The sequence below is a fragment of the Sphingopyxis flava genome (assembly GCF_900168005.1).
Taxonomy (GTDB): Bacteria; Pseudomonadota; Alphaproteobacteria; order Sphingomonadales; family Sphingomonadaceae; genus Sphingopyxis; species Sphingopyxis flava.
Map to the genome: position 1 here is coordinate 87,699 of NZ_FUYP01000010.1, position 22,529 is coordinate 110,227.

Below are 22,529 nucleotides of genomic sequence, written 5' to 3' on the forward strand. Positions count from 1 at the left end.
GGAGCGGCGGACCCTCAATAGATATGGACCGCCTTGGTCACCAGATAGGAGTCGAGGCCTTCAGGACCGCTCTCGCTGCCGAAGCCCGATTCCTTGATGCCGCCAAAGGGCGCATCGATTGCTGAAATCACGAAACTATTGATCCCGACCATGCCGCTCTCGATGCCGTCGGCGATGCGGTTGATGCGGCGGCCATTCTCGGTGAAGGCGAAAGCGGCAAGACCATAGGGCAGTCGGTTGGCTTGCTCGAGCGCATCCTCTTCACTCGCAAATGGGCGTATCAATGCCAACGGACCGAAAGGCTCGTGATTCATTGCATCAGCGTCGAGCGGCACGTCGGCGATCGCGGTGGGCAAAAAGAAATTGCCCTCGCCCGTCGCTTCCCCGCCCGCGACGACGCGCGCGCCCTTGGCCTTTGCATCCTCGATCATCGCCTCGAGCGCGGGCGCGCGGCGCGCATTGGCGAGCGGCCCCATCTGCGTGTCGGGATCGAGCCCGCTGCCGATCTTCACCTTCGCGGTGCGCTCGGCAAAGCCTTTGACGAAGGCCTCGTAAATTCCCTCCTGAACATAGAAACGCGTGGGTGAGATGCACACCTGGCCCGCGTTACGGAACTTTTGTGCAACGACGCGGTCGAGCGTTGTGTCTAGGTCGCAATCATCGAAGATGAGCACCGGCGCATGGCCGCCAAGCTCCATTGTGATCCGCTTTACCCCGTCGGCAGCAAGCCGCATCAGATGCTTGCCGACCGCCGTCGATCCGGTGAAGCTGACCTTGCGGATCACCGGCCTTGCGAGCAGGTGACGGCTGATCATGTCGGGAACGCCGTAAACAAGCTGAGCGACGCCCGCAGGGATGCCTGCGTCGTCGAGGCAGCGCATGATCGCGCTGGTACAGCCCGGCGTTTCCTCGGGCGCTTTCGCGATCACGGTACAGCCGGCGGCAAGCGCGGGCGCAATCTTCTTCACCATCAGATTGACCGGGAAATTCCACGGGCTGAACCCCGCTGCCGGGCCGACGGGCTGCTTCAGCACCATCGCGCGCTGCCCGGCGGGGCGCGGCAGCACGCGGCCCGTCACGCGCTTGCCTTCTTCCGCAAAATAGGCAAGCAGCCCCGCCGCTGACGCAACCTCGCCGCGGGCCTCGGCGATCGGCTTGCCCTGTTCAAGCGTCAGCAGCGTCGCAATCGGCTCGATGCGCTCGCGGATGATCTGGGCTGCCTTGTGCATGAGCGCCGCGCGCTCGTCGGGGGTCTTGGCGCGCCAGCGCGGCCACGCCTTCTCGGCAGCAGCGAGCGCCTCATCGAGGTCGGCGGCGGTGGCGATTGGCAGCTCGGCGATCGGTGCACCCGTCGCGGGATTGTAGACCGGCGCGACGTCGCGTCCCTCTCCGCTCCGCCACGCGCCCGCGATAAAGAGTTGCAGGTCGGCGTTATAATCGGCGGTCGCGGTCATCGAAGAGCTCCTTCTAGGCGCCTCCCGTCTCCACCCGCTCCAAGCAAAGGCTAAGACCCGATCGGCGCTGATGCTCGAGGGAGCGCATCGATTTTGCAGGGCACGAAGAAGATGAGGGGACGGTCAGCAGATGCGCCCCATATAGGAAGGGCTCAGGAGTAGTTAAAGCTGATACTGATCCGCTCGTGCTTGCCGGCATTGACCATCACCTCGTGCCTCAGCCAGCTTTCCCAAAGGAAGATGCGCCCGGGCGCAGGCTCGGCATAGATGAAAGGGTGGAGATGCTCGGGCGCATCGTCGGTGCGGCCGGGGGCCGCCATCAACATCGGCAGCCGCGGGTCTTCAAGCTTCAGCGCGCCCGAGCCTGCTGGCACCGTGACATAGAAGGTACCCGAGACGATGCTGTGCGGATGAATATGGCCGCTATGCGTGCCGCCCGGTTTCATCAGATTGACCCAGAGGCTGTCGAGCCGGAGCGGCTTTGCCAGATCGAAACAGGAGGCCTTGGCAAAGGCCCTCACCTCGCGGTCGAGCAGGCGCTTGAGATCGGCAAAGGCGGGGTCGCGCTGCGGCAGGTCGTTGAGACTCGCATAGCTGGTGTAGCCGCGATGGCCGTGAGTGCGGCTCCAGCTGCGGCCCGCGCTATCTTCCTCGGCGAGCAGCCGGCAGCTTTGCTCGAGCTCCTCAAGCAGATCGGGCGTGCCAATGTCGGCCTCATAGAAATTTGTGGCGAAGAGCGTGCGAACGGGCATGATGGGCGGGAAAGCACAGCAGACGAACGAGGGCAAGGGAGACGAGGATGGAATTCGAACTGATCGCGGACGGTTTGCGCTTCCCCGAGGCGCCGGTGGTGATGGACGATGGCAGCGTAATCGTGGTCGAGATCGAGCAGGGCCGCATCACCCGCTGTTGGCCCGGCGGCCGAAAAGAGGTGATCGCAGCGCCTGGCGGCGGTCCGAACGGGCTCGCTTTCGGTCCCGACGGCAAGCTTTATTGCTGCAACAACGGGGGTTTTCACTATCTCGAATCCAACGGCTATCTCGCCCCCCACGGGATCGCGAGCGACTATTCGGGCGGGCGCATTGAACGCATCGACATCGAAACCGGCGCGGTCGAGATCCTATACAAGTCGGGCGATCACGGCATCACGCTGCGCGGCCCCAACGACATCATGTTCGACGCGCACGGCGGCTTCTGGTTCACCGATCACGGCAAGGTCGATTATGAAAAACGCTGTCACGACATCGTCGGCATCTTCTATGCGAAGGCCGACGGGAGCTTCGTCGAAGAGGTGATTTTTCCGAGCTACAACCCCAATGGTATCGGCCTCTCTCCCGACGGTAAGAAGCTCTATGCCGCGGAAACCTACACATGCCGGCTGACCCAGTTCAACATTGTCGCGCCGGGAAAGGTCGACGATGCCGCAGGACCCGGCGGACCCGGCATCCCGCTTTACCGCCCGGCGGGCTATAAATTCTTCGACAGTCTCGCGATGGAGGCGAACGGCAATATCTGCGTCGCGACGATCGGCGAATGCGGGATCAGCGTCGTCTCGCCCGAGGGCGAACTCGTCGAATTCGTTGCGACCGACGATATCTTCACCACCAATATCGCGTTCGGGGGCGATGATATGCGCGACGCCTATCTGACGCTCTCGGGGAGCGGGCGGCTCGTCAAGACGCGCTGGGCGCGGCCGGGACTGAAGCTGCAATATTGAAGAAGAGACGGGGAAAGCCATGCACCGCGAATCCCATACGGTCGAGCGGATCGGCTGGCTACGCGCCGCGATCCTGGGCGCCAATGACGGCATCGTCTCGACCGCGAGCCTGATAGCGGGAGTAGCAGCAGCGGGCGCTGCCCAAGCATCGATCCTCGTCACGGGCGTTGCAGGGCTCGTTGCGGGCGCGATGTCGATGGCGGCGGGCGAATTTGTGTCGGTGAGCTCGCAGGGCGATGCCGAAAAGGCCGACATCGCGCGCGAAAAATTCGAGCTCAAGACGCAGCCCGAGTTCGAGCTTGAGGAACTGACGCAGATCTATGAGGGGCGCGGACTCGACCGGCGCCTTGCCGAAGAGGTCGCCGAGGCGCTCACCGCGCACAATGCGCTCGACAGCCATTTGCGCGACGAGCTTGGCCTCAGCCGCGAAATGCGCGCGAGGCCGGTGCAGGCCGCGGCCGCGTCGGCTGCGAGCTTTTCGGTGGGCGCAGCGCTCCCGCTCCTCATCGTGCTGCTCGATGCCGGCCCTTCGCTCCCCTGGACCGTCTCGGCCGCGTCGCTCCTCTTCCTGGCGTTGCTCGGCGCGCTCGGCGCCTGGGCGGGTAGCGCCCCGATCGCGCGCGCGGTTCTGCGGGTCAGCTTCTGGGGCGCGTTCGCGATGGCGGCAACCATCGCGATCGGATCGCTGTTCGCAGCGACGGGAGGGCCCTAGCGCCTTTCCAGCCACTCGCGCAGTGCGACCGCATTGTTTCGCTTTTCGTCTTTCGCCGCATAGAGCAGCGTGACGGGCCCCGCATTTCGGGCCGCCTCGAGCTCTGCGAGCGCCGCTGCAATGTCCTCGCCCCCGGCGCCGAGTGCCGCGAAATAGGCGCTGCGAAATGCGTCCCAGGCCGCATCGTTGCCCGCCGCGGCATTGTGGAATGCATCGCGCATCGCGTCGGTGGGCGACAGCGCTTTCAGCCACACAGCGATATTGGCCTTTTCCTTCGAAATGCCGCGGGGCCAAAGCCGGTCGACCAGAAAGCGCGTGCCGTCCCCGGGCTCTGCCGGCGCATAGATGCGCTTCACTGCGATTGTATGGGGAGGCGTCATCTGTATGACTATCCCCCATCCTGCGGTGGTGGGCAAGAGAATCGGAAAGGGTTTGCATGCAGAACGGCTGGGCAATCGACATTGATCGCGATGACATTACGAAAGCGGCGCTGATCGAGGAGGCCCATGCGTCGCTCGCGCCAGGGCAGGTCCGCGTGGCGATCGACCTCTACGCGATGACCGCCAACAACGTCACCTATGCCGTGTTCGGAAAGCCGTCGGGGCTGTTCGGAAACGACCAGGGCTATTGGGATTTTTTCGCCGAGCGGGATGCCCCCGGCCGCCTCCCCGTGTGGGGATTTGCAACTGTCACCGAAAGCGCGGCGAAGGGCATCGCCGCCGGCGATCGCTTCTACGGCTATTATCCGATGGCAAGCCACGCCGTGCTGACCCCCGACAAGGCAGGGCCCAGCGGCTTTACGGACATCACGCCGCGCCGGACCGCCCTGCCCCCCGTTTATAACCAGTACCAGCGTCTCGAGGCGCTGCCCGACTATCGCGCCGGACACCATGACTATTGGCCGATCTTTCGCCCGCTTTTCCTGACCGGCTGGCTGATCGCCGACCAGTTCGACGATGAGGGCGACTATGGTGTGGATCAGATCTTGATCGCGAGTGCGTCGAGCAAGACCGCGATCGGCCTTGCTTATTCGCTCGCACGGCGCGGCGGCGAGAGACCCCAGACGATCGGTCTCACCAGCCGCCCGCATGTCGCCGACCTCGCCGCCCAGGGCATATATGACCGCGTCATCGCCTATGAGGAGGTCATGACGCTGCCTGCTTCGATTTCGGCTGCACTCGTCGACATGGCAGGCAATGGCGCAGTTACGCGAATGGTGCACAGCCATTTCGGGAACAATCTCAAAGCCTCGATCATCGTCGGCAAATCGCACTGGGACGCGCAGGCCGATAACGCCGGGCTTCCGGGTCCCGAGCGCCTGGGCTTCTTCGCCCCGGGCCGAGTCCAGAAGCGGATCGGCGACTGGGGGGGCGGCGCCTTTGCGCAGAAAATGGGTGAGGCATGGCTCGGCTTCATGGATGTCGCGCCCCGGCTCGCGCGCCCCGATACGCGCGCGGGCGGCGCAGCGGCGCTTGACGCTTACCGCGAAATGCTGTCGGGCGCGGCGGACCCCAAGACAGGATTATTGATCGCGCCATGAGCTTCACCACGGTTATTTTCGACTTCGGCGGCGTCATCACCGCCTCACCCTTCGAGGCGTTCAACAGGTTGGAAGAAGCGCGCGGCCTGCCGCGCGACTTCGTGCGCCAGGTCAATGCGCGCGACCCCGACATCAACGCCTGGGCAAGGTTCGAGCGCGCCGAGATCGACGCTGCGGCCTTCGATCGCGCCTTCGCGGCCGAGGCCCGCGCGCTGGGGCACGAACTTGAGGGCGAGGCCGTGCTCGCGGTGCTCGCCGGTGCCGTACGCCCGGCGATGGTTTCAGCACTCGATACACTGAAGTCGAGCGGGTTCGCGATCGGCTGCATCACCAACAATGTCCCGTCGGGCAAAGGCGCGGGGATGGCACGCAGCGACAGTGCCGCGGCCGAGATTGCAGCGATCATGGGGCGCTTCGATCATGTCATCGAGTCGAGCAAGGTCGGGGTGCGCAAACCCGACCCTGCGATCTACCGGATGATGTGCGACGCGCTTGGCGTTGCAGCGGCCGACTGCATCTATCTCGACGACCTCGGCATCAACTGCAAACCCGCTGCCATGCTCGGCATGCACGCGATCAAAGTGACGAGCGGCGAGCAGGCGCTCGCCGATCTCTCCGCGGCGCTGGGGATGCCGCTGCCCTAGACTTTAGTGCGCAAGGAGCAGCGGCATCCGGCTGTGCGACAGGAGGTGCCGCGTCACGCCCCCGAAGAGCGTCTCGCGCAAGCGGCTGCGGCCAAATGCTCCCGTGACGATGAGCCCCGCGCCGAGGGCCCCCGCCTCGGCGAGAAGCTGCTCGCCGACGCTTTCGGCGCTGCGGGCGACGGGCTTGAGCTCCCCGTGGATGTCGTGGCGCGACAGGTAACGGAGCGCATCGGTCGCGGGAAAGCCGTCTTTAGCGCTCTCCTCCTCCTCGACCGTCACCAGGGTCACCGCGCGCTCTTGAAGAAGGGGAAGCGCCGCGCGGAGAGCGCGGGCTGATTGCGTACTGCCATTCCAGGCGACCATCACGGGCCCTTCCAAAGCGAACGTCTTTGTCTCGCGCGGCAAGGCGAGAACGGGCACCGATGCCGCGAGCGCCACATCGCCCGCGAGCAGCGGCAGGTCGCCCCGCCCCTCGCCTTCTCCCGCCGGCAGGCTGACGATGGCGAGATCAGCAAAGGTCGCAGCGCCGGCGAGCGCGCCCGCGACGTCGCCATCGGCCATTGCGATGTCCCAGGGCACATCCTCGTCCGCAAGGCGCTCGGCAAGGCGGCTTTCGAGGGCCAGATCCTCCGCCTGCGCCGCGGCGAGCGCCTCGGCAGCAAAATAGGTGCCGCCAAAAGGATCGAAACTGACGAACTGGCGCAGCGGCGTTGCGATCAGCAGCGTAGCATGCCCCTCGAATTTTCGGGCGAGATCGAGCGCGGTCTGGAGCCGTCCCTCGAAAGCGGCGTCCTTATCGGCATGAACGAGAATCGAGCGCATGCGTGCCTCCTTTGTCATTTGGTGGGCGAAAGACTGTACCTTAGATCGCGGCGATTCATTGACCAGCGTCAATGGCGGGCGCGATACTGAGCTGCGCAGCCTCCTCGAAGATGCGCACCAAAACCGGTTCGGTATCGGCGACGCGCATCGCGACATGGAATTCGACGGGCGCGGGCGGCGGCATGCCGGCGAGCTCGACGAGCGCGCCGCGCGCAACTTCGGCGCGGACCATCGGCTCGGGGAAAATGCCGATCCCGCCGCCCGCGAGCGCGATGTCGATCATCATCCGGGCATTGTTGCAAAGATTCAACGAGCGCGGCGCGATGCGCGAGGCGTCGATTGCGTCGCGCATCCGGCCGTGGATCGGCGAATGGCTCGCGAGCGACCAGACCGAGACGGGCGCTGCCTCGCCGCCCGCATCGAAGGCCGCTGCCACCGGGGGACTGGCGAGCCAGAGGAGCGCCACCCGGCCGATGGGCCGCGATGTGAGCGCGGGATGCGCAACGGGACCCGCGGCGAAGGCCATATCGGTGCGCCCCGTGAGCAATTGCTGGATGAGGTTCGCGGTGAGGTCGATCTCGATCTCGAGCCCGACCCCCGGCATCTCCTCCTTCAGGGCGGCAACGAAAGGCGGAAGACAGCTTGCCGCTGCAATTTCTCCAGCGCCGATCCGGACCACCCCGCTCGCTTCGGCGAAACCGCCGCTCCCAAGAAGCGCGCTCTCCATGTCGCGAAGCAGCGGCGCGCAGTCGCGCACGAGCTTTCGCCCCGCCGGAGTGAGCGACATCGTGCGCCCGTCGCGGCGAAAGAGCGTGGTGCCGAGCCGCTGCTCAAGCTCGCGCATTCGCGCCGACACGGCCGGCTGGGTCGTGTTGAGGCGCTCGGCGGCGGCCGAGAAGGTCCCGAGCCGGTCGATCCACAGCAGCGTTTCGAGATGATAGAGCGCGATTCGATTAATCGACATTATTTATCGATAGTCTAAAATCACTATGATTAGAATTGATATGTCGGATCGGCCAATGTCAGCGCATCAGCAGCAGGAGGCCGAGTCATGGCGAACAAGCGATATCCCGACGCAGCGACAGCTCTTGAGGGTCTCCTCTTTGACGGAATGCACATTTGCGCAGGCGGCTTTGGTCTTTGCGGCATACCCGAGCGGCTGATCGACGCGATCCGGGATTCCGGGGTCAAGGACCTCACCATTGCGAGCAACAATGCCGGCGTCGATGGCGAAGGGCTCGGCAAGCTGCTGCGCACGCGCCAGATCAAGAAGATGATTTCCTCCTATGTCGGCGAGAACAAAGAGTTCGAGCGGCAATATCTTGCAGGCGAACTCGAAGTCGAATTCTGCCCGCAGGGAACGCTCGCGGAGCGCTGCCGCGCTGGCGGCGCGGGCATTCCGGGCTTTTACACCAGGACCGGCGTCGGCACCGCGGTCGCCGAGGGTAAGGAAGTCCGCTCGTTTGACGGCGAGGACTATATCCTCGAACGCGGCATCTTTGCCGACCTTGCAATCATCAAGGGATGGAAAGCCGACGAGAGCGGGAACCTCATTTTCCGCAAGACCGCGCGCAACTTCAACCAGCCGATGGCGACCGCAGCGAAGATCTGCGTCGCAGAGGTCGAAGAGATTGTTCCCGTGGGGAGCCTCGACCCCGACGCCATTCATTTGCCTGGCATCTATGTGAAGCGGCTCCTTCTCGGCGCGCCCTATGACAAGAAGATCGAGTTCCGCACCGTGCGGCCGCGGGAAGCCGCGTGAAGCGCGCCATCGCCCTGTCGCTTGGCCTCCTTCTTGCCGGCTGCGCGAGCACGGGAGGAAACTCCATCGCGTCCGCGCCCGTCGCCCCTGGCAAACCGGCGACGCCGGCTACCGCGCTTCAATATCTTTATGGCTCGGCCGAGGCCGAAATCGCCGTGCGTGCGGTCAATGTGCGGATCGCTGACTATGTGGAGGAGCGCGTCAAGCAGCGGCCGCAGGACAGCGTCATCCTCGCGCCCGGTGCGCGCATCGATGCGCCGCGCTTTGAGCCTTGCAGCGACAAGCCCTTCGCCGCGGTGTTCGATGCCGACGAGACGTTGATCTGGAACCTCGGCGCGACGCGCTACATGGCCGAGCGCGGTATCGCTTTCGATCCCAAGATCTGGGACAGCTGGGAGAAGACGGGCGCCGGCGCTGCGAGGGCGATGCCGGGGACGGCCGAGATGGTGAACGCGCTTCGCGCGGTGGGCGTCACCGTGGTTGCCAATAGCAACCGCCTCGCCGCCAATGCCGCGGGCTCCGAAGCGACGCTGCGGGCGGCGGGCCTCGGCGACTTCAAACATGGCGAGACCTTGTTCCTCGCGGGCGACGATGCCGGCGGGTCGAGCAAGGATGGGCGCCGCGCCGCGATCGCCTCGAAATATTGCGTGATCGCAATGGCGGGCGACCAGCTCGGCGACTTCAGCCAGCAGTTCAACGAGAAGACGCTGTCACCGGAGGCGCGCATCGCGCTCGCGACCTCTCCTGCTGCCTCCGCGCTCTGGAACCAGGGCTGGTTTCTCTTTCCCAACCCCGTCTATGGTCCGTGGGACCGGCTGGGCTGGGATGATCTTTTCCCCTCCGACACCCATTGGGAGCCGAAATAATGGCCGACGAAAAAAAGGGCTGGACCCGCGACGACATGGCGGCGCGCGCCGCCAAAGAGCTGGAAGACGGCTATTATGTCAACCTTGGTATCGGTATTCCGACGCTGGTCGCCAACCATGTGCCCGCGGGCATGACGGTGACGCTCCAGTCCGAAAACGGCATGCTCGGCATCGGCCCCTTCCCCTATGAGGGCGAGGAGGATCCCGACCTCATCAATGCCGGCAAACAGACGATCAGCGAACTGCCCCAGACCGCCTATTTCGGGTCGGAGCAGAGCTTCGCGATGATCCGCGGCGGGCACATCGACCTTGCGGTGCTCGGCGGCATGGAAGTCGCCGAGACTGGCGACCTTGCCAACTGGATGGTGCCCGGCAAGATGATCAAGGGCATGGGCGGCGCGATGGACCTCGTTGCGGGGGTGAAGAAGATCATCGTGGTAATGGAGCATGTGTCGAAAGACGGAAGCCCCAAATTCATTCCTGAATGCACGCTGCCGCTCACCGGGAAAAATGTCGTCGACATGATCGTCACCGACCTTGCAGTCTTCAAGCGCGACGATCATGCAAGCCCTTTCAAGCTCATCGAGCTGGCGCCCGGCGTGACGGCCGAGGAGGTCGCGGCGAAGACGACCGCCCGATTTGAGACGGCGATCGAGACAGCGTGAGGCGGGCGCCTGCGCGCGCGAGACCCGATCGCCCTGCGGCGAAGGGGCCCTGTTTGACCCGTTCATCCATCCTGCCGTCTCCTTGGGGGTGACGGCGAGGAAAGGGAGAGCTAAGAGGGCGACCAAATATGAGGTCGCGATCACCCCGAAAGTCCGCTCTGCGGCTCCTCCTCGCTCCCGTTGCGCTCGCCGCACTGGGTCTTGGCTGGTTTGGTCTTCACGCCTCGGGCGGCAGCCAGCCGCTCGCGAGCATCGCGATCCCGATGAATGCGCCCGAGGATCTGCCCGACACGCCGACCGAATGGCGCGGCCGGGTCGATTACGAGGCGATCGACCGGCAATTGACCGATCTCTCGCGCCGTCCCGAAATGGCGGGACTGGCGGTCGCGGTGGTGGAGGACGGCAAATTGCGCTTCGTGCGCACCTACGGCGTCGCCGACCGCTCGACCGGGGCGCCGGTCACGCCGCAAACCCTCTTTCGCTGGGCCTCGGTCTCCAAGACCGCGACCGGCGTTCTCGCCGCCGCGATGGCGCGCGACGGGACGATCGACCTCGACCGCCCCATCACCCAGTGGCGCACGTCGCTGCATCTCCCGGGCGGCGCCGAGGCGCGTGTCACGCTCGATCAGTTGCTCGCCCAGCGTACAGGCCTCACCAAAAATGCCTACGACGACCGGCTCGAAAGCGGGCAGAATCCCGCGCTCCTGCGCGCAAACCTGGTCGATGCACCGCTGCAGTGCGAACCGGGTACCTGCCACACCTACCAGAATATCGCTTTCGATGCGGCGAGCGAAATATTGGGCGAGGCAGCCCAAAAGACCTTTCCCGATGCAGTGAGCGACCGCCTCTTCCTCCCGCTCGGCATGGTGAGCGCCGGCTTCGGAATGGAGCGGCTGACGGGCGCGAGAGACTGGGCGAAACCGCATCGCGGGCGGATGATCCTGCCGCTCAAGGAATCCTACTGGCGCGTTCCCGCCGCCGCAGGGGTCGAAAGCGATATTGTCGATTTTGCGCGCTGGATGCAGGCGATGATGGGCACGCGCCCCGAGGTGCTGCCGAAAGCTGTGCTGGAAATCGCTCACCGCCCGCGGGTCAACACCGGGCGCCTCTACGGGGGCGCCCTGCGTCAGGCGACGAGCGATGCAGGCTATGGTCTCGGCTGGCGGAGCTTCAGCTATGACGGGCGCAGGGTCGAGGGCCATTCGGGGGCGGTTTCAGGCTACCGCGCGACCATGATGTTCGAACCGGCGACCCGTACCGGCGTGGTGGCAATGTGGAACAGCGACTGGGGCTTCCCGTTCCGCATCCCCTTCGCCGTGCTCGACAGCTATCACAAGCGCGGCGATGCGCGCTGGCTCGACCTTCGGGAATTGCCGAAGGTCAAAGCGGACGTGGCTGCAAGGCCCGCGAGGGCATCGGCGGGCTGAAAACAAGGCGAAGGGGGCCCCTGCATGTACGAGCTGATCACCGCCAACCGCAACTATTCAAGCTGGTCGCTGCGACCCTGGATGCTGATGAAAGGGCTCGAAATCGCGTTCGAGGACCGGATCGAGCCTTTCGCGCAGCCCATTAATTATGACGCATTCCGTAGCTTTTCTCCGACTGGACAAGTGCCCGCGCTGATCGACGGCGACCGGACAATTTACGATTCGCTCGGTATCACCCTCTATCTCGCCGACCGGCACGACGGCGTTTGGCCGAGCGATCCCGGCGCACGCGCCTTTGCGCAATGCGCAGTCTGCGAGATGCACAGCGGATTTGGCGCACTGAGGAACGATTGCACGATGAACGTCGGCGTTCGCGTGCAGCCCAAACCGATGTCGGACGCCTTGAAGGCCGACATCGGACGGATCCGCGAGCTGTTCGAGGACGGGCTTGCGCGTTTCGGGGGGCCATGGCTTGCGGGCGCGGCCTTCGGTGCCCTCGATGCCTTCTTTGCGCCCGTGGCCTTCCGCATCCGCACCTACGGTCTCGACGTCGGCGCCGGTGAGGCCTGGGTCGCGGCGATGCTCGCCCATCCCGCGATGCAGCAGTGGGAAGCACAGGCCCTCGCCGAAAGCTGGCGCGAGGAAAGCCACGAAGCCGAGTTGGCGGCGGCGGGCGTGATCACTGCGGACTACCGTAAAAGCTGACCGCCGCTATTCCGCAAGGGCTTCGCGCACGGCGGCAACCCCCGCCTCACGCTGCGCCTTGAGCTCGGCTTTCAGTGCCGCAGGATCGCGCGCGAAGAGGAAGCCGAAGCTCACCCCGCCTTCCTTGCCGAAAGTCGCATGGTGGAGCTTGTGCGCCTGGACAAGCCGCTTTGCGTAGCCGCGCCGCGGCACCCAGCGAAACCAGCGCTGATGGACGAGCCCGTCATGCGCGAGCGTGTAGAGGATGCCGTAAAGGAGAATTCCGAGCCCGATCCACGTCCCCGGCTCCCACGCCCGGGCGCCCATGATCATCGGGCTGCCCAGAGCGAACATCGAAATGCTCATCGCGGCGCCCACAAGCGCGAAGCGGTCATTTTTCTCCAGCACGCCATCGTGCGGCTCGTGGTGATCGCGGTGCCATGCCCAGCCGAAGCCGTGCATGACATATTTGTGGCTCGCCCAGGCGACGCCCTCCATCGCTGCGACGGTGGCAAGAACAAGGAGAATAGGGGCAAGGCTCGACATGGCGAGAGTATAGACCTCTCCCCTCGCCCGCGCACCCTCCTTCCGCAATCCCGCGCGACGAAATCGAAATCGCGCCGGAGCGGCGACCGAAAATTTCACTTCCTTCCGCCCCCGGCTTGCATTGTTATGCAACCGGCTTAATTGGACCGCATGACTCAGCCCCGCACTCTCTATGAAAAAATCTGGGACGCGCACGTCGTCGAGCGGCGCTCCGATGGAACCTGCCTGATCTTCATCGACCGGCACCTCGTCCATGAAGTGACGAGCCCGCAGGCGTTTGCAGGTCTTCGCGCGACCGGTCGCACGGTGCGCCGGCCCGATCTCACGCTTGCGGTGCCCGATCATAATGTGCCGACCACAGCGCGGCTCGATGCGGCGGGGAACAAGCTGCCAATCACCGATCCCGAGAGTGCGGCGCAGCTTGCAGCGCTCGAGACGAACGCGCCCGATTTCGGCATTCGCTATATCGACGCAGTCGCGCCCGAACAGGGCATCGTTCACGTGGTCGGGCCCGAGCAGGGCTTTTCGCTGCCCGGCGCGACGATCGTCTGCGGCGACAGCCACACCGCCTGCCACGGCGGCATCGGCGCGCTCGCCTTCGGCATCGGGACGAGCGAGGTCGAGCATGTGCTCGCGACGCAGACGCTGTTGCTCCAGCCTGCAAAGACGATGGAAGTCCGCGTCGAGGGCGAGGTCGGCCCCGGTGTCAGCGCGAAGGACATCATCCTCCACATCACCGGCACGATCGGCGCCGCGGGCGGCACGGGCCACGTCATCGAATATACGGGCAGCGCCATCCGCGCGCTGTCGATCGAGGGACGCCTCACGATCAGCAACATGGCGATCGAGGGCGGCGCGCGCGCCGGGCTGATTGCGCCCGACGAGACGACCTTTGCCTATCTCAAGGGCCGGCCCTACGCGCCCAAGGGTGCCGACTGGGATGCCGCGGTCGCTTATTGGAAAAGCCTCGCGACCGATCCCGGCTCAACCTACGACAAGGTAGTCGTGATCGACGCTGCGGACATCGCGCCGAGCGTGACATGGGGCACGAGCCCCGAGGATGTCGTGCCGATCACCGGCGTCGTCCCCGATCCTGCAAGCTTCGCCGACCCGTCGAAACAGACCGCCGCCGCCAAGAGCCTTGCCTATATGGGCCTTGAACCGGGCATGCGGATGCAGGACGTTTCGGTTGAGAATATCTTCATCGGCAGCTGCACCAACAGCCGCATCGAGGACATGCGCGCCGCCGCTGCGGTCATCAAGGGCCGCAAGAAGGCCGCGAACGTCAAATGGGCGATCGTCGTCCCCGGCTCGGGTCTCGTGAAGCGGCAGGCTGAGGCTGAAGGGCTCGACCGCATCTTTATCGAGGCGGGACTTGAATGGCGCGAGCCGGGCTGTTCGGCGTGCCTTGCGATGAACCCCGACAAGGTGCCCGCGGGCGAGCGCTGTGCATCGACGAGCAACCGCAATTTCGTAGGCCGCCAGGGACCCGGCGCGCGTACCCACCTCGTCAGCCCCGCGATGGCCGCGGCGGCAGCGGTGACCGGCAAGCTCACTGACGTGCGGGAGCTGATGCTATGACCCCCCTTGAAAAGGTCGCGGGCCGCGCGATTCCGCTGGGACTCAAGAATGTCGACACCGACGTCATCATCCCTGCGCACTGGCTGAAGACGACGAGCCGCGAGGGCATGGGACGCGGCGCGTTCGAGAGCCTGCGCGCCGACCCCGACAATCTCTTCGACAGGCCCGAATATAAGGGCGCGCCGATCCTGATCGCGGGCGACAATTTCGGCTGCGGCTCGAGCCGCGAGCACGCTGCATGGGCGCTCGGCGATCTCGGCATCCGCGTCGTGATCGCGCCGAGCTATTCCGACATTTTCTCGGGCAATGCGGTCAAGAACGGCATCCTCCCGGTCGTGCTTCCGCAGGCGGCGATCGACCGATTGATGGAAGTCGCAGCGACCGATCCCATCCATGTCGATCTCGACACGCAGACCGTAACAACGCCCTTCCAGGACCGTTTCACCTTCGAAATCGACCCGTTTCGCAAGATGTGCCTGCTCGAAGGGCTCGACGAGATTTCGCTGACCGAGAAAAGCGGCGCGGCCATAGACGCCTATGAAAAGACCCTCGATGCCGAGCGGCCGTGGATGCGGCCTGCCGTCTGATAATCTGAATAAAGGGAGACGATGATGAAGGCTCTTCTGTCGACCGCGACCGGCGGCCCCGAGACGCTGACGCTCGGCGAACTGCCGCGCCCGACCGCGGGCAAGGGGCAGATCGTCATCGACGTCAAGGCCTGCGCGGTCAACTTCCCTGACGTGCTGATCATCGAGGACAAATATCAGTTTCGCCCCGAGCGCCCCTTCGCGCCGGGCGGCGAGGTGGCAGGGCTCGTCGCCGAGATCGGTGAAGGCGTCACCGAGTTCAAGGTCGGCGACCGCGTGATTGCGGGCTGCGGCAACGGCGGCATGTCGGAGGCCGTCGCCGTCGGCGTGCACAATGCCTATCACCTGCCCGAGGGCCATGATTTTGCCGAAGGCGCATCGCTCCTGATGACCTATGGCACCTCCATTCACGCGCTGGTCGATCGCGGTCATATCAAGGAGGGCGATACGCTGCTCGTTCTTGGCGCATCGGGCGGCGTCGGTATCGCGGCGGTCGAACTCGGCAAGGCGTTTGGCGCGAGGGTCGTCGCGGGCGTTTCGAGCGAGGAAAAGGCCCAGATCGCGCGCGCGGCAGGCGCCGACGAGGTGGTCGTCTATGGCCGCCAGCCGTTCGACAAGGACCAGTCGAAAGACCTTGCGAACAAGTTCAAGGAAGCGGTGGGGCCGAACGGCGCCAACCTCGTCTACGACGCCGTCGGCGGCGATTATGCCGAACCCGCACTGCGCTCGATCGCATGGGAGGGTCGCTATCTTGTCGTCGGCTTCCCCGCGGGTATCCCGCGCCTGCCGCTCAACCTGACGCTCCTCAAGAGCTGCGATGTCGCGGGTGTCTTCTGGGGCGCCTTCGTCGCGCGTGAGCCGGTGCGCAACCGCGCCAATATCGCGCGCCTGTTCCAGCTTTGGGAACAGGGCAAGATCAGCCCGCGGGTCACCGAAACCTTCGCGCTCGAGGACGGCGGGAAGGCGATCGCGAAGCTCGGCGATCGCACCGCGGTCGGCAAGCTGGTCATCACCCTCTGAAATACCGGCCCGACCCGGCGCTGACCGAGGCGCTGCGCGCACTCGCCGCATCATCGGGGAAGCTTGAACTGCGCGTCACGCCGGGCGCGAGCCGCGATGCTGTCGCCATCGCGGACGGGATTGTGCAGGTGCGCGTGACCGCCCCTCCAGCCGATGGCGCTGCAAATGAGGCGGTGCTGAAACTTCTCGCCGCGGCGCTCGGCTGCGCGCGCCGCGACCTGACGCTCCTGCGCGGAGCCACCGGGCGCACAAAGCTTGTCGGGGTCGATCTTCCGGGCGGCAATTAACGCTTTGTCAGGGGCTTTTCCCTATTGTGCGAAGGACGACAGAACCGGGCGCAAGGGTGGGATTTCATGGCGACTCGCCGTTCGATAGGGGAACCAGGTGCCGCGGGCGTGGCGAATATCTCGCGCACCCGCCGCGCGCAGCTCGTTGCCGAGTTCGAAGGCGAACTGGGCATTGATCACCAGGCACGCGCCCGCGCCGCCTATGAAGCGCGGCGCTGGCAGATCATCAAGACGGTGATCGTCTGGACGATCGCGATCATGTTCTTCCTGATCGCGTGCCAGAAATTATGGCTCATGGGCCTCGAAGTCGATCAGCCTTTTTCCGATCTCGATCCGATGAAGAGCCTTTTCGGCGATTAGCCCCACGCGCCGCGTCAAAGCCGCAAGGCTTTGCATCAGCCCGCAGCCTTCATCCCCGCATCGCCGAAAGAAGAGCCGCCCAAAAGGCGCGGGATCAGTAGACCCGCGCCTTCGGCTTGATATATTCGACGTCGTCCGAGAGCGTATATTCGTGGACCGGGCGGTAATCGAGCGTTACGCCGCCGCCCTTGCCGCCCCAGCCGTCGAACCAGCTCACCGTGTGCTTCATCCAGTTCGCATCGTCGCGGTTCGGGAAATTCTCGTGCGCGTGAGCGCCGCGACTTTCCTTGCGGTTGAACGCCGAGTGCATCGTCACCGTCGCCTGCGCGATCAGATTGTCGAGTTCGAGCGTTTCGACAAGGTCGGTGTTCCAGATGAGGCCGCGGTCGGTAACGTGAATGTCCTCCATCCGCGCGTAGGTCTTGGCGAGCTTTTCCTTGCCCTCGGCCATCAGTTCGTCGGTGCGGAACACCGCTGCGTGCTGCGACATGGCGCGCTGCATCTCGGTGCGGATCTCCGCGGTCGGCGAACCGCCATTGGCATTGCGGAAATGGTCGAGGCGGCCGAGCGCAAGGTCGGCGCTGTCCTTCGGCAGCGGCGCCAGCGCCGCGCCGGGCTTCAGCAGCTCCTTGAGGCGATGCCCGGTCGCGCGGCCGAAGACGACAAGGTCAATGAGGCTGTTCGAGCCGAGGCGATTGGCGCCGTGGACCGACACGCACGCCGCCTCGCCGACGGCGAAGAGGCCGGGCACCACATGCTCGGGGTTGCCGTCCTTGAGCGTCACAACTTCGCCATGATAGTTGGTCGGGATGCCGCCCATATTGTAATGGACCGTCGGCACCACGGGGAGCGGCGCGCGGGTGAGGTCGACACCGGCGAAGATCTTGCCGCTTTCGGTGATGCCCGGCAGGCGTTCCGCAAGCACCTTGGGATCGATGTGATCGAGGTGGAGGTAGATATGATCCTTGTGCGGACCGACGCCGCGGCCCTCGCGGATCTCGAGCGCCATCGAGCGCGACACGACGTCGCGTGAGGCAAGGTCCTTCGCCGAAGGAGCGTAGCGTTCCATGAATCGCTCGCCTTCGGAGTTAGTGAGATAGCCGCCCTCGCCGCGCGCGCCCTCGGTGATGAGAACGCCCGCGCCGTAGATACCGGTCGGGTGGAACTGGACGAACTCCATGTCCTGCAGCGGCAGCCCTGCGCGCAGCACCATGCCGCCGCCATCGCCCGTGCAGGTATGCGCCGAGGTTGCGGTAAAATAGCAGCGGCCATAGCCGCCGGTCGCAAGCACGACCGCTTGCGAACGGAAACGGTGAACGCTGCCATCCTCGAGGCAGAGCGCGACCACGCCGCGGCACACGCCATTTTCCATGATCAGGTCGAGCGCGAAATATTCGATGAAGAAGTCCGCGTCATATTTGAGGCTCTGCTGGTAGAGCGCGTGGAGCATCGCATGCCCGGTGCGGTCTGCCGCGGCGCAGGTGCGCTGCACCGGCGGGCCTTCGCCCATATTCTGCATATGGCCGCCGAAGGGACGCTGATAGATGGTGCCGTCCGCGTTGCGGCTGAACGGCACGCCTGCATGTTCCAGCTCGTAGACCGCCGCGGGCGCCTCGCGCACCATATATTCGATCGCGTCCTGGTCACCGAGCCAGTCGGAGCCCTTGACGGTGTCGTACATGTGCCACTGCCAGTGGTCGGGTGTGTTGTTGCAAAGACTCGCCGCGATACCGCCCTGGGCCGCGACCGTGTGGCTGCGGGTGGGAAACACCTTGGTAATGCAGGCGGTCTTGAGGCCGGCCTCGGCGCTGCCCATGGTGGCGCGCAGCCCTGAGCCCCCCGCCCCCACGACGACGGTGTCGTAAACATGGTCGATAATCTTGTAGGCTTCACTCATCTCACATGCCCCCCGGGCCGAGCGCAGCGGGCGCCAGCGCGATGCGCACGATCGCGAAGATCCCGAAGGCCGCGCCGCCGATCGCGTAGAAATTCAGAATGACAAGCGCCAGCAACCGCGTCGCTTCGCCATGGACATAATCTTCGATCATCACCTGAAGCCCGAGGCGGAAGTGCCAGAAAACGCTGATGATGAGCAGGATCAGGCCGAGCGCGACGGTCGGGTTCGACGCCCAGCGCGCGACGGCGCCATGATCGGCGAGCGGTAGCCGAAGGAGCGAGACGAGGAACCAGGTGACGAGCAGCAGATTGCCCAGCGCGGTCAGCCGCTGTTGCAGCCAGTGACCGGTGCCATGGTGCGACGAGCCGAGCCCGCGCACCCGGCCGAGACGCGTTCCGTTACCCATGAAGCGCCTCCTTCGCGATGTAGAGCCAGACCGCCGCGGTCGAAAGGATCGCGCCGACAAAGACGAGGATCGACCAGAGCCTGTTGATCTTGAGCTCGTAGCCCGCGCCCGTGTCGAGAACGAGGTGGCGAAGGCCCGAGAAAAGATGCTGGAAGAACGCCCAGGTCAAACCGACGAGGACGATCTTTCCAAGAATATTGGTGACCTGATGGAAGGTCCCCGCGTCCGGATCGTGCCAGACGCAGGCGACAAAGGCGGCATAGGCCTCTGGTCCCGCGGCAATCGCGCAAAGCCACCATAGGAAAAGGAGCACCCCGGCAATCGCGAGTCCGTCGCCCGTTATGCGATGGAAGATCGAGACCGCCATCGACGGCGCCCATTTATATATTCCAAGGTGCGGTGAGAGCGGTCGCCCGCCCGGTTCCCTTTCAGCCATATCAGCCCCGTATCTTCCTGACTCTATCCGGTCGATGGGGGCCGGTTAAGCCTTCCTGCCGCGATATGCAATTGCCTTGGCAAATGAAGATGAAGATTTCAGGCCGGCAGGCAAGGCCGCGCCCCGAGGCGCTACTTGCTCTTGTCGCGGTTCACGTAGAGCAGCGCTGCCAGAACGGCAGCCGAGCCGATCCCGATCCCGGCGGCTGCGGTTTTCCAGCCGCGCTTCCGGTCGATCTTCGCCGCAGCCTCCTTGTCGGCCGCTTCGGCCCTGTCGGCGGCTTCCTTCTGCGCCTGGAGCTCGCGCGCGGCGCGGAGGACCTCATTCTCTTCTTCTTCGGGGAGGGGAGGGTTCGGCTGGCCTTGGTCCGTCATCGGTCTTCTCTGTTCCTTGCTCAACGTAACGCCTGGTCGACAGGCACATAGTCGGTTCCGGTCGCTTCGGCTACCGCCTCGAACGTCACCTTCCCATTCCAAACGTTCAAGCCCTGCGCAAGATGCACATCGCGGCTGAGTGCCTCCTTCCAACCAAGGTCGGCGATACGCAGCGCGTGCGGCAGCGTGACATTGTTGAGCGCATAAGTGCTCGTTCGCGCGACCGCACCCGGCATGTTGGCGACCGCATAATGGACGATGCCATCGACGACATAGGTGGGATCATCGTGCGTCGTCGCGTGGCTCGTCTCGAAGCAGCCGCCCTGATCGATCGCGACGTCGACGAGCACCGATCCGGGGCGCATCGTCTTCAGCATGTCGCGGGTGACAAGCTTGGGCGCCTCGGCGCCCGGGATCAGCACTGCGCCGATGACGAGATCGGCCTCGGCGACGCATTCGGCGAGATTTGCGCGGTTCGAGAAGCGGGTCTTCGCCCGCGATTCGAAAAATGTGCCGACGCGTTCGAGCACCTCAGGATCACGATCGAGGATGGTGACGTCTGCCCCGAGCCCGGCTGCCATCTGCGCCGCATTGAAGCCCACCACCCCGCCGCCGATGATGCACACTTTCCCCGGCGCCACGCCCGGGACGCCGCCGAGCAGCACCCCGCGCCCGCCATGCGCCTTTTCCAGCGCCGTCGCCCCCGCCTGGATCGACATGCGCCCCGCAACCTGGCTCATCGGCTTTAGAAGCGGCAGCCCGCCGTGCGGGCTCGTGACCGTTTCATAGGCGATGCACACGGCGCCCGATGCCATCAGGTCGCGCGTCTGCTCAGGGTCGGGGGCGAGATGAAGATAGGTGTAGAGGATCTGGCCGGCGCTGAGCATCGCGCGTTCCGCCGGCTGCGGTTCCTTCACCTTCACCACCATCTCGGCGGAACCGAAAATCTCCGCGCCGCTCGCGACAATTTCGGCCCCTGCATCCTCATAGGTGCGATCGCGCGCGCCGATACCCTCGCCCGCCCCCGTTTCCACCAGCACGCGGTGACCGTGCACGACGAGCTCGCGCGCGCTTTCAGGGGTCAGCCCGACGCGATATTCGTGATTCTTGATTTCCTTCGGCGTACCGATGATCATGACCCTGTCTCCAACCGGTTTCACCTGAAACCAATAGCCGCCCCCAAACCCCGATGTATAGCGCTCACGGGTCTGCCGCGCTCACCAAATTCGCGCGCGCCGGGTTAACGCGCAATTTACCCATTTTGCAGCATATTCCGTTCACCAGCTTCGCGGACGAAAAGGCGGCAGCCGCCGCGCGTCGAAAACATGGCTTCGGGGGACGGGATATGGTGAAGGAAAATCCGATTCATAAGCAGCAGATTGATCCGGTGCTGATGGCCGATCGCTTCTTCTATTACGACCTCGACGGCCGCCTCGTCGCTGACGCGGAAGAAATTGCCGCGATCGTGGCGGGCCATGAGGAAGAAATGGGGCGTGCCTATTGGGACGCGTTCAACGCCCTTCCCCATGTCCGCAAGGTCGAGGGCGAGCTCCTTGAAACCTATGTGCGCGGCAGCGCGCGGCATATGCTCATCAAATATTCCGATCCCGCAGGCCAGGAATCGGCGACGATCGCCTGCCAGAACACGCATATGGCGCGGCGCGTCAATGTTCCCCTTGCCTCGGTGCTGTCGTGCCTTGGCGCGTGCCACCGCCTCACCATCGAGCATGTCGTCCGGGCCTGCGAAGGCGATGCTGAGCGCATCGTCCGGCTGACGAGCGCGGTCAACCGCCTCGCGCTGCTCGAGATCGACATCATGCAGACCTATGCCGAGAAACTGGAGCGCGCGGCGGTCTCGAGCGAGCGGCAGGCGCTCGCAGGCGATTTCGACCGCTCGATCGCGACGCTCGCCCAGGACACCGACGGGGTGCGCCAGCAACTCGCCGTCCAGGCCGAATCGGCCGACCTTGCCGCCAAGGGCATGATCGCAAAGACTAGCGAGGTCGCCGCAGCCTCCGAGCAATCGGCGATCGCGATGCGCGAAGCGGCGTCGACTGCCGCCGGGCTGATCCGCGCCATCGAGGACGCACGCAGCGAAGTCGAGGCCTCGGCCGCGGTCGCGACGCGCGCCTCTGAACAGGCGGGCGAAGCGGTGGCGATGTCCGAGGCGCTGTCGCGCCACGCTGAATCGATCGAGTCGATCCTCGGGCTGATCCGCGAGATCGCCGGCCAGACCAACCTTCTCGCCCTCAACGCGACGATCGAGGCGGCGCGCGCGGGCGAATCGGGCCGCGGATTTGCGGTGGTTGCGCAGGAGGTAAAGAGCCTTGCCAATGAAACCGCTCGCGCGACCGACGACATCGCGGGCAAGATCGCCGCGATCCAGCAGGCGACGAAGGGCGCGGTGAGCGCCAATCAGTCGATCCAGACGACGATCGTCGAGGTCCAGCAGTCGGCCGAGCGGATTCGCGACGCGATGGATGCACAGGCTCAGACCGTCACCTCGATCACCGCCGCGGTCGACGAAACCGCGCTTGCCGCCGACTCCATGTCGTCAACGATCGCAAGCATCCGCAACGATTCAGGTATGGTCGCGGGCGAGATCAGTGTGCTGAGCGAAAAATTCGCCAAGATGGGCGAGCGGCTCCAGTCGCTCGAGCAGGCAGCGAGCGAGTTCAGCCGCCGGGTCGCCTAGCGCCACTTACGCCCTTGGCACGGCGCCCCGCCCGCCGCTAAACGCGG

Annotated in this window: 26 protein-coding genes; 15 read left to right on the forward strand and 11 right to left on the reverse strand. The window is 65.0% G+C overall.

The window, feature by feature from the left end:
• Positions 1 to 14: 14 nt before the first annotated feature.
• A complete protein-coding gene (locus B5X69_RS09975) occupies positions 15 to 1,454 on the reverse strand; it encodes an NAD-dependent succinate-semialdehyde dehydrogenase (protein WP_079638549.1) in 1,440 nt (479 codons plus the stop codon).
• 152 nt (positions 1,455 to 1,606) lie between these two features.
• The gene (locus B5X69_RS09980; protein WP_079638550.1) at positions 1,607 to 2,206 is read right to left on the reverse strand and encodes a TIGR02466 family protein; all 600 of its coding nucleotides are present in this window, start codon (positions 2,204 to 2,206) and stop codon (positions 1,607 to 1,609) included.
• A 47-nt stretch (positions 2,207 to 2,253) separates the two neighbouring features.
• Here B5X69_RS09980 and B5X69_RS09985 point away from each other — a divergent pair, with 47 nt between their 5' ends.
• Positions 2,254 to 3,171 carry an SMP-30/gluconolactonase/LRE family protein gene (locus tag B5X69_RS09985; protein WP_079638551.1) on the forward strand — a complete coding sequence of 306 codons (918 nt, stop codon included), beginning with the start codon at positions 2,254 to 2,256 and terminating at the stop codon, positions 3,169 to 3,171.
• Positions 3,172 to 3,190: 19 nt separating this feature from the next.
• Complete coding sequence (locus B5X69_RS09990; protein ID WP_079638552.1) at positions 3,191 to 3,883, forward strand: VIT1/CCC1 transporter family protein; 693 nt, start codon at positions 3,191 to 3,193, stop codon at positions 3,881 to 3,883.
• Here B5X69_RS09990 and B5X69_RS09995 read toward each other — a convergent pair.
• Positions 3,880 to 4,263 carry a DUF488 domain-containing protein gene (locus tag B5X69_RS09995; protein WP_079638553.1) on the reverse strand — a complete coding sequence of 128 codons (384 nt, stop codon included), beginning with the start codon at positions 4,261 to 4,263 and terminating at the stop codon, positions 3,880 to 3,882. The two genes, B5X69_RS09990 and B5X69_RS09995, sit on opposite strands and share 4 nt — an antisense overlap.
• Before the next feature lie 56 nt (positions 4,264 to 4,319).
• On the opposite strand from B5X69_RS09995, the gene B5X69_RS10000 reads away from it, so the two are divergent.
• Entirely contained in the window at positions 4,320 to 5,423 is a 1,104-nt protein-coding gene (locus tag B5X69_RS10000; protein ID WP_079638554.1) for a DUF2855 family protein, read from the forward strand.
• On the forward strand, positions 5,420 to 6,067 hold the full coding sequence (locus B5X69_RS10005; RefSeq protein WP_079638555.1) for an HAD-IA family hydrolase: 648 nt from the start codon (positions 5,420 to 5,422) through the stop codon (positions 6,065 to 6,067). Before B5X69_RS10000 ends, B5X69_RS10005 begins: the two co-directional genes overlap by 4 nt.
• Before the next feature lie 3 nt (positions 6,068 to 6,070).
• Here B5X69_RS10005 and B5X69_RS10010 read toward each other — a convergent pair whose 3' ends face one another.
• The gene (locus B5X69_RS10010; RefSeq protein ID WP_079638611.1) at positions 6,071 to 6,889 is read right to left on the reverse strand and encodes a universal stress protein; all 819 of its coding nucleotides are present in this window, start codon (positions 6,887 to 6,889) and stop codon (positions 6,071 to 6,073) included.
• A gap of 55 nt (positions 6,890 to 6,944) precedes the next feature.
• A complete protein-coding gene (locus tag B5X69_RS10015) occupies positions 6,945 to 7,853 on the reverse strand; it encodes a LysR family transcriptional regulator (protein WP_079638556.1) in 909 nt (302 codons plus the stop codon).
• A gap of 87 nt (positions 7,854 to 7,940) precedes the next feature.
• Here B5X69_RS10015 and B5X69_RS10020 point away from each other — a divergent pair, with 87 nt between their 5' ends.
• From B5X69_RS10020 to B5X69_RS10040, 5 genes are all read left to right on the forward strand, one after another.
• Positions 7,941 to 8,651 carry a CoA transferase subunit A gene (locus B5X69_RS10020; RefSeq protein ID WP_079638557.1) on the forward strand — a complete coding sequence of 237 codons (711 nt, stop codon included), beginning with the start codon at positions 7,941 to 7,943 and terminating at the stop codon, positions 8,649 to 8,651.
• Positions 8,648 to 9,517, forward strand: coding sequence for an HAD family acid phosphatase (locus tag B5X69_RS10025; RefSeq protein WP_079638558.1), 870 nt, complete (start codon positions 8,648 to 8,650; stop codon positions 9,515 to 9,517). Before B5X69_RS10020 ends, B5X69_RS10025 begins: the two co-directional genes overlap by 4 nt.
• Complete coding sequence (locus B5X69_RS10030; RefSeq protein WP_079638559.1) at positions 9,517 to 10,182, forward strand: CoA transferase subunit B; 666 nt, start codon at positions 9,517 to 9,519, stop codon at positions 10,180 to 10,182. The genes B5X69_RS10025 and B5X69_RS10030 overlap by 1 nt, the downstream gene beginning before the upstream one ends.
• Before the next feature lie 128 nt (positions 10,183 to 10,310).
• Positions 10,311 to 11,609, forward strand: a complete 1,299-nt coding sequence (locus B5X69_RS10035; protein WP_079638560.1) for a serine hydrolase domain-containing protein — start codon at positions 10,311 to 10,313, stop codon at positions 11,607 to 11,609.
• 24 nt (positions 11,610 to 11,633) lie between these two features.
• Positions 11,634 to 12,314 (forward strand): glutathione S-transferase family protein, encoded by a 681-nt coding sequence (locus tag B5X69_RS10040; RefSeq protein WP_079638561.1) that lies wholly within the window; start codon positions 11,634 to 11,636, stop codon positions 12,312 to 12,314.
• A gap of 6 nt (positions 12,315 to 12,320) precedes the next feature.
• Here B5X69_RS10040 and B5X69_RS10045 read toward each other — a convergent pair whose 3' ends face one another.
• A complete protein-coding gene (locus B5X69_RS10045; protein WP_079638612.1) occupies positions 12,321 to 12,839 on the reverse strand; it encodes a sterol desaturase family protein in 519 nt (172 codons plus the stop codon).
• Positions 12,840 to 12,989: 150 nt separating this feature from the next.
• On the opposite strand from B5X69_RS10045, the gene leuC reads away from it, so the two are divergent.
• From leuC to B5X69_RS10070, 5 genes are all read left to right on the forward strand, one after another.
• Positions 12,990 to 14,420 (forward strand): 3-isopropylmalate dehydratase large subunit, encoded by a 1,431-nt coding sequence (gene leuC / locus B5X69_RS10050; RefSeq protein WP_079638562.1) that lies wholly within the window; start codon positions 12,990 to 12,992, stop codon positions 14,418 to 14,420.
• On the forward strand, positions 14,417 to 15,007 hold the full coding sequence (gene leuD, locus B5X69_RS10055; protein WP_079638563.1) for a 3-isopropylmalate dehydratase small subunit: 591 nt from the start codon (positions 14,417 to 14,419) through the stop codon (positions 15,005 to 15,007). The genes leuC and leuD overlap by 4 nt, the downstream gene beginning before the upstream one ends.
• Positions 15,008 to 15,031: 24 nt before the next feature.
• On the forward strand, positions 15,032 to 16,027 hold the full coding sequence (locus B5X69_RS10060; RefSeq protein ID WP_053554636.1) for an NADPH:quinone oxidoreductase family protein: 996 nt from the start codon (positions 15,032 to 15,034) through the stop codon (positions 16,025 to 16,027).
• A 68-nt stretch (positions 16,028 to 16,095) separates the two neighbouring features.
• The gene (locus B5X69_RS10065) at positions 16,096 to 16,314 is read left to right on the forward strand and encodes a DUF167 domain-containing protein (RefSeq protein WP_321164244.1); all 219 of its coding nucleotides are present in this window, start codon (positions 16,096 to 16,098) and stop codon (positions 16,312 to 16,314) included.
• Between the two features lie 66 nt (positions 16,315 to 16,380).
• Positions 16,381 to 16,674, forward strand: a complete 294-nt coding sequence (locus B5X69_RS10070) for a hypothetical protein (protein ID WP_053554637.1) — start codon at positions 16,381 to 16,383, stop codon at positions 16,672 to 16,674.
• Between the two features lie 94 nt (positions 16,675 to 16,768).
• Here B5X69_RS10070 and sdhA read toward each other — a convergent pair whose 3' ends face one another.
• The 5 genes from sdhA to ald form a co-directional block, all read right to left on the reverse strand.
• Positions 16,769 to 18,571, reverse strand: a complete 1,803-nt coding sequence (gene sdhA / locus B5X69_RS10075; RefSeq protein ID WP_079638564.1) for a succinate dehydrogenase flavoprotein subunit — start codon at positions 18,569 to 18,571, stop codon at positions 16,769 to 16,771.
• Between the two features lies 1 nt (position 18,572).
• A complete protein-coding gene (sdhD, locus tag B5X69_RS10080; protein WP_079638565.1) occupies positions 18,573 to 18,977 on the reverse strand; it encodes a succinate dehydrogenase, hydrophobic membrane anchor protein in 405 nt (134 codons plus the stop codon).
• Positions 18,970 to 19,413, reverse strand: coding sequence for a succinate dehydrogenase, cytochrome b556 subunit (sdhC, locus tag B5X69_RS10085; protein WP_079638566.1), 444 nt, complete (start codon positions 19,411 to 19,413; stop codon positions 18,970 to 18,972). The genes sdhD and sdhC overlap by 8 nt, the downstream gene beginning before the upstream one ends.
• A gap of 131 nt (positions 19,414 to 19,544) precedes the next feature.
• The gene (locus tag B5X69_RS10090; RefSeq protein WP_079638567.1) at positions 19,545 to 19,787 is read right to left on the reverse strand and encodes a hypothetical protein; all 243 of its coding nucleotides are present in this window, start codon (positions 19,785 to 19,787) and stop codon (positions 19,545 to 19,547) included.
• Between the two features lie 20 nt (positions 19,788 to 19,807).
• On the reverse strand, positions 19,808 to 20,923 hold the full coding sequence (ald, locus tag B5X69_RS10095) for an alanine dehydrogenase (protein ID WP_079638568.1): 1,116 nt from the start codon (positions 20,921 to 20,923) through the stop codon (positions 19,808 to 19,810).
• A 209-nt stretch (positions 20,924 to 21,132) separates the two neighbouring features.
• Between ald and B5X69_RS10100 the strand changes: the two genes are divergently transcribed.
• On the forward strand, positions 21,133 to 22,482 hold the full coding sequence (locus B5X69_RS10100; RefSeq protein WP_079638614.1) for a methyl-accepting chemotaxis protein: 1,350 nt from the start codon (positions 21,133 to 21,135) through the stop codon (positions 22,480 to 22,482).
• The last annotated feature ends 47 nt before the right edge of the window (positions 22,483 to 22,529 follow it).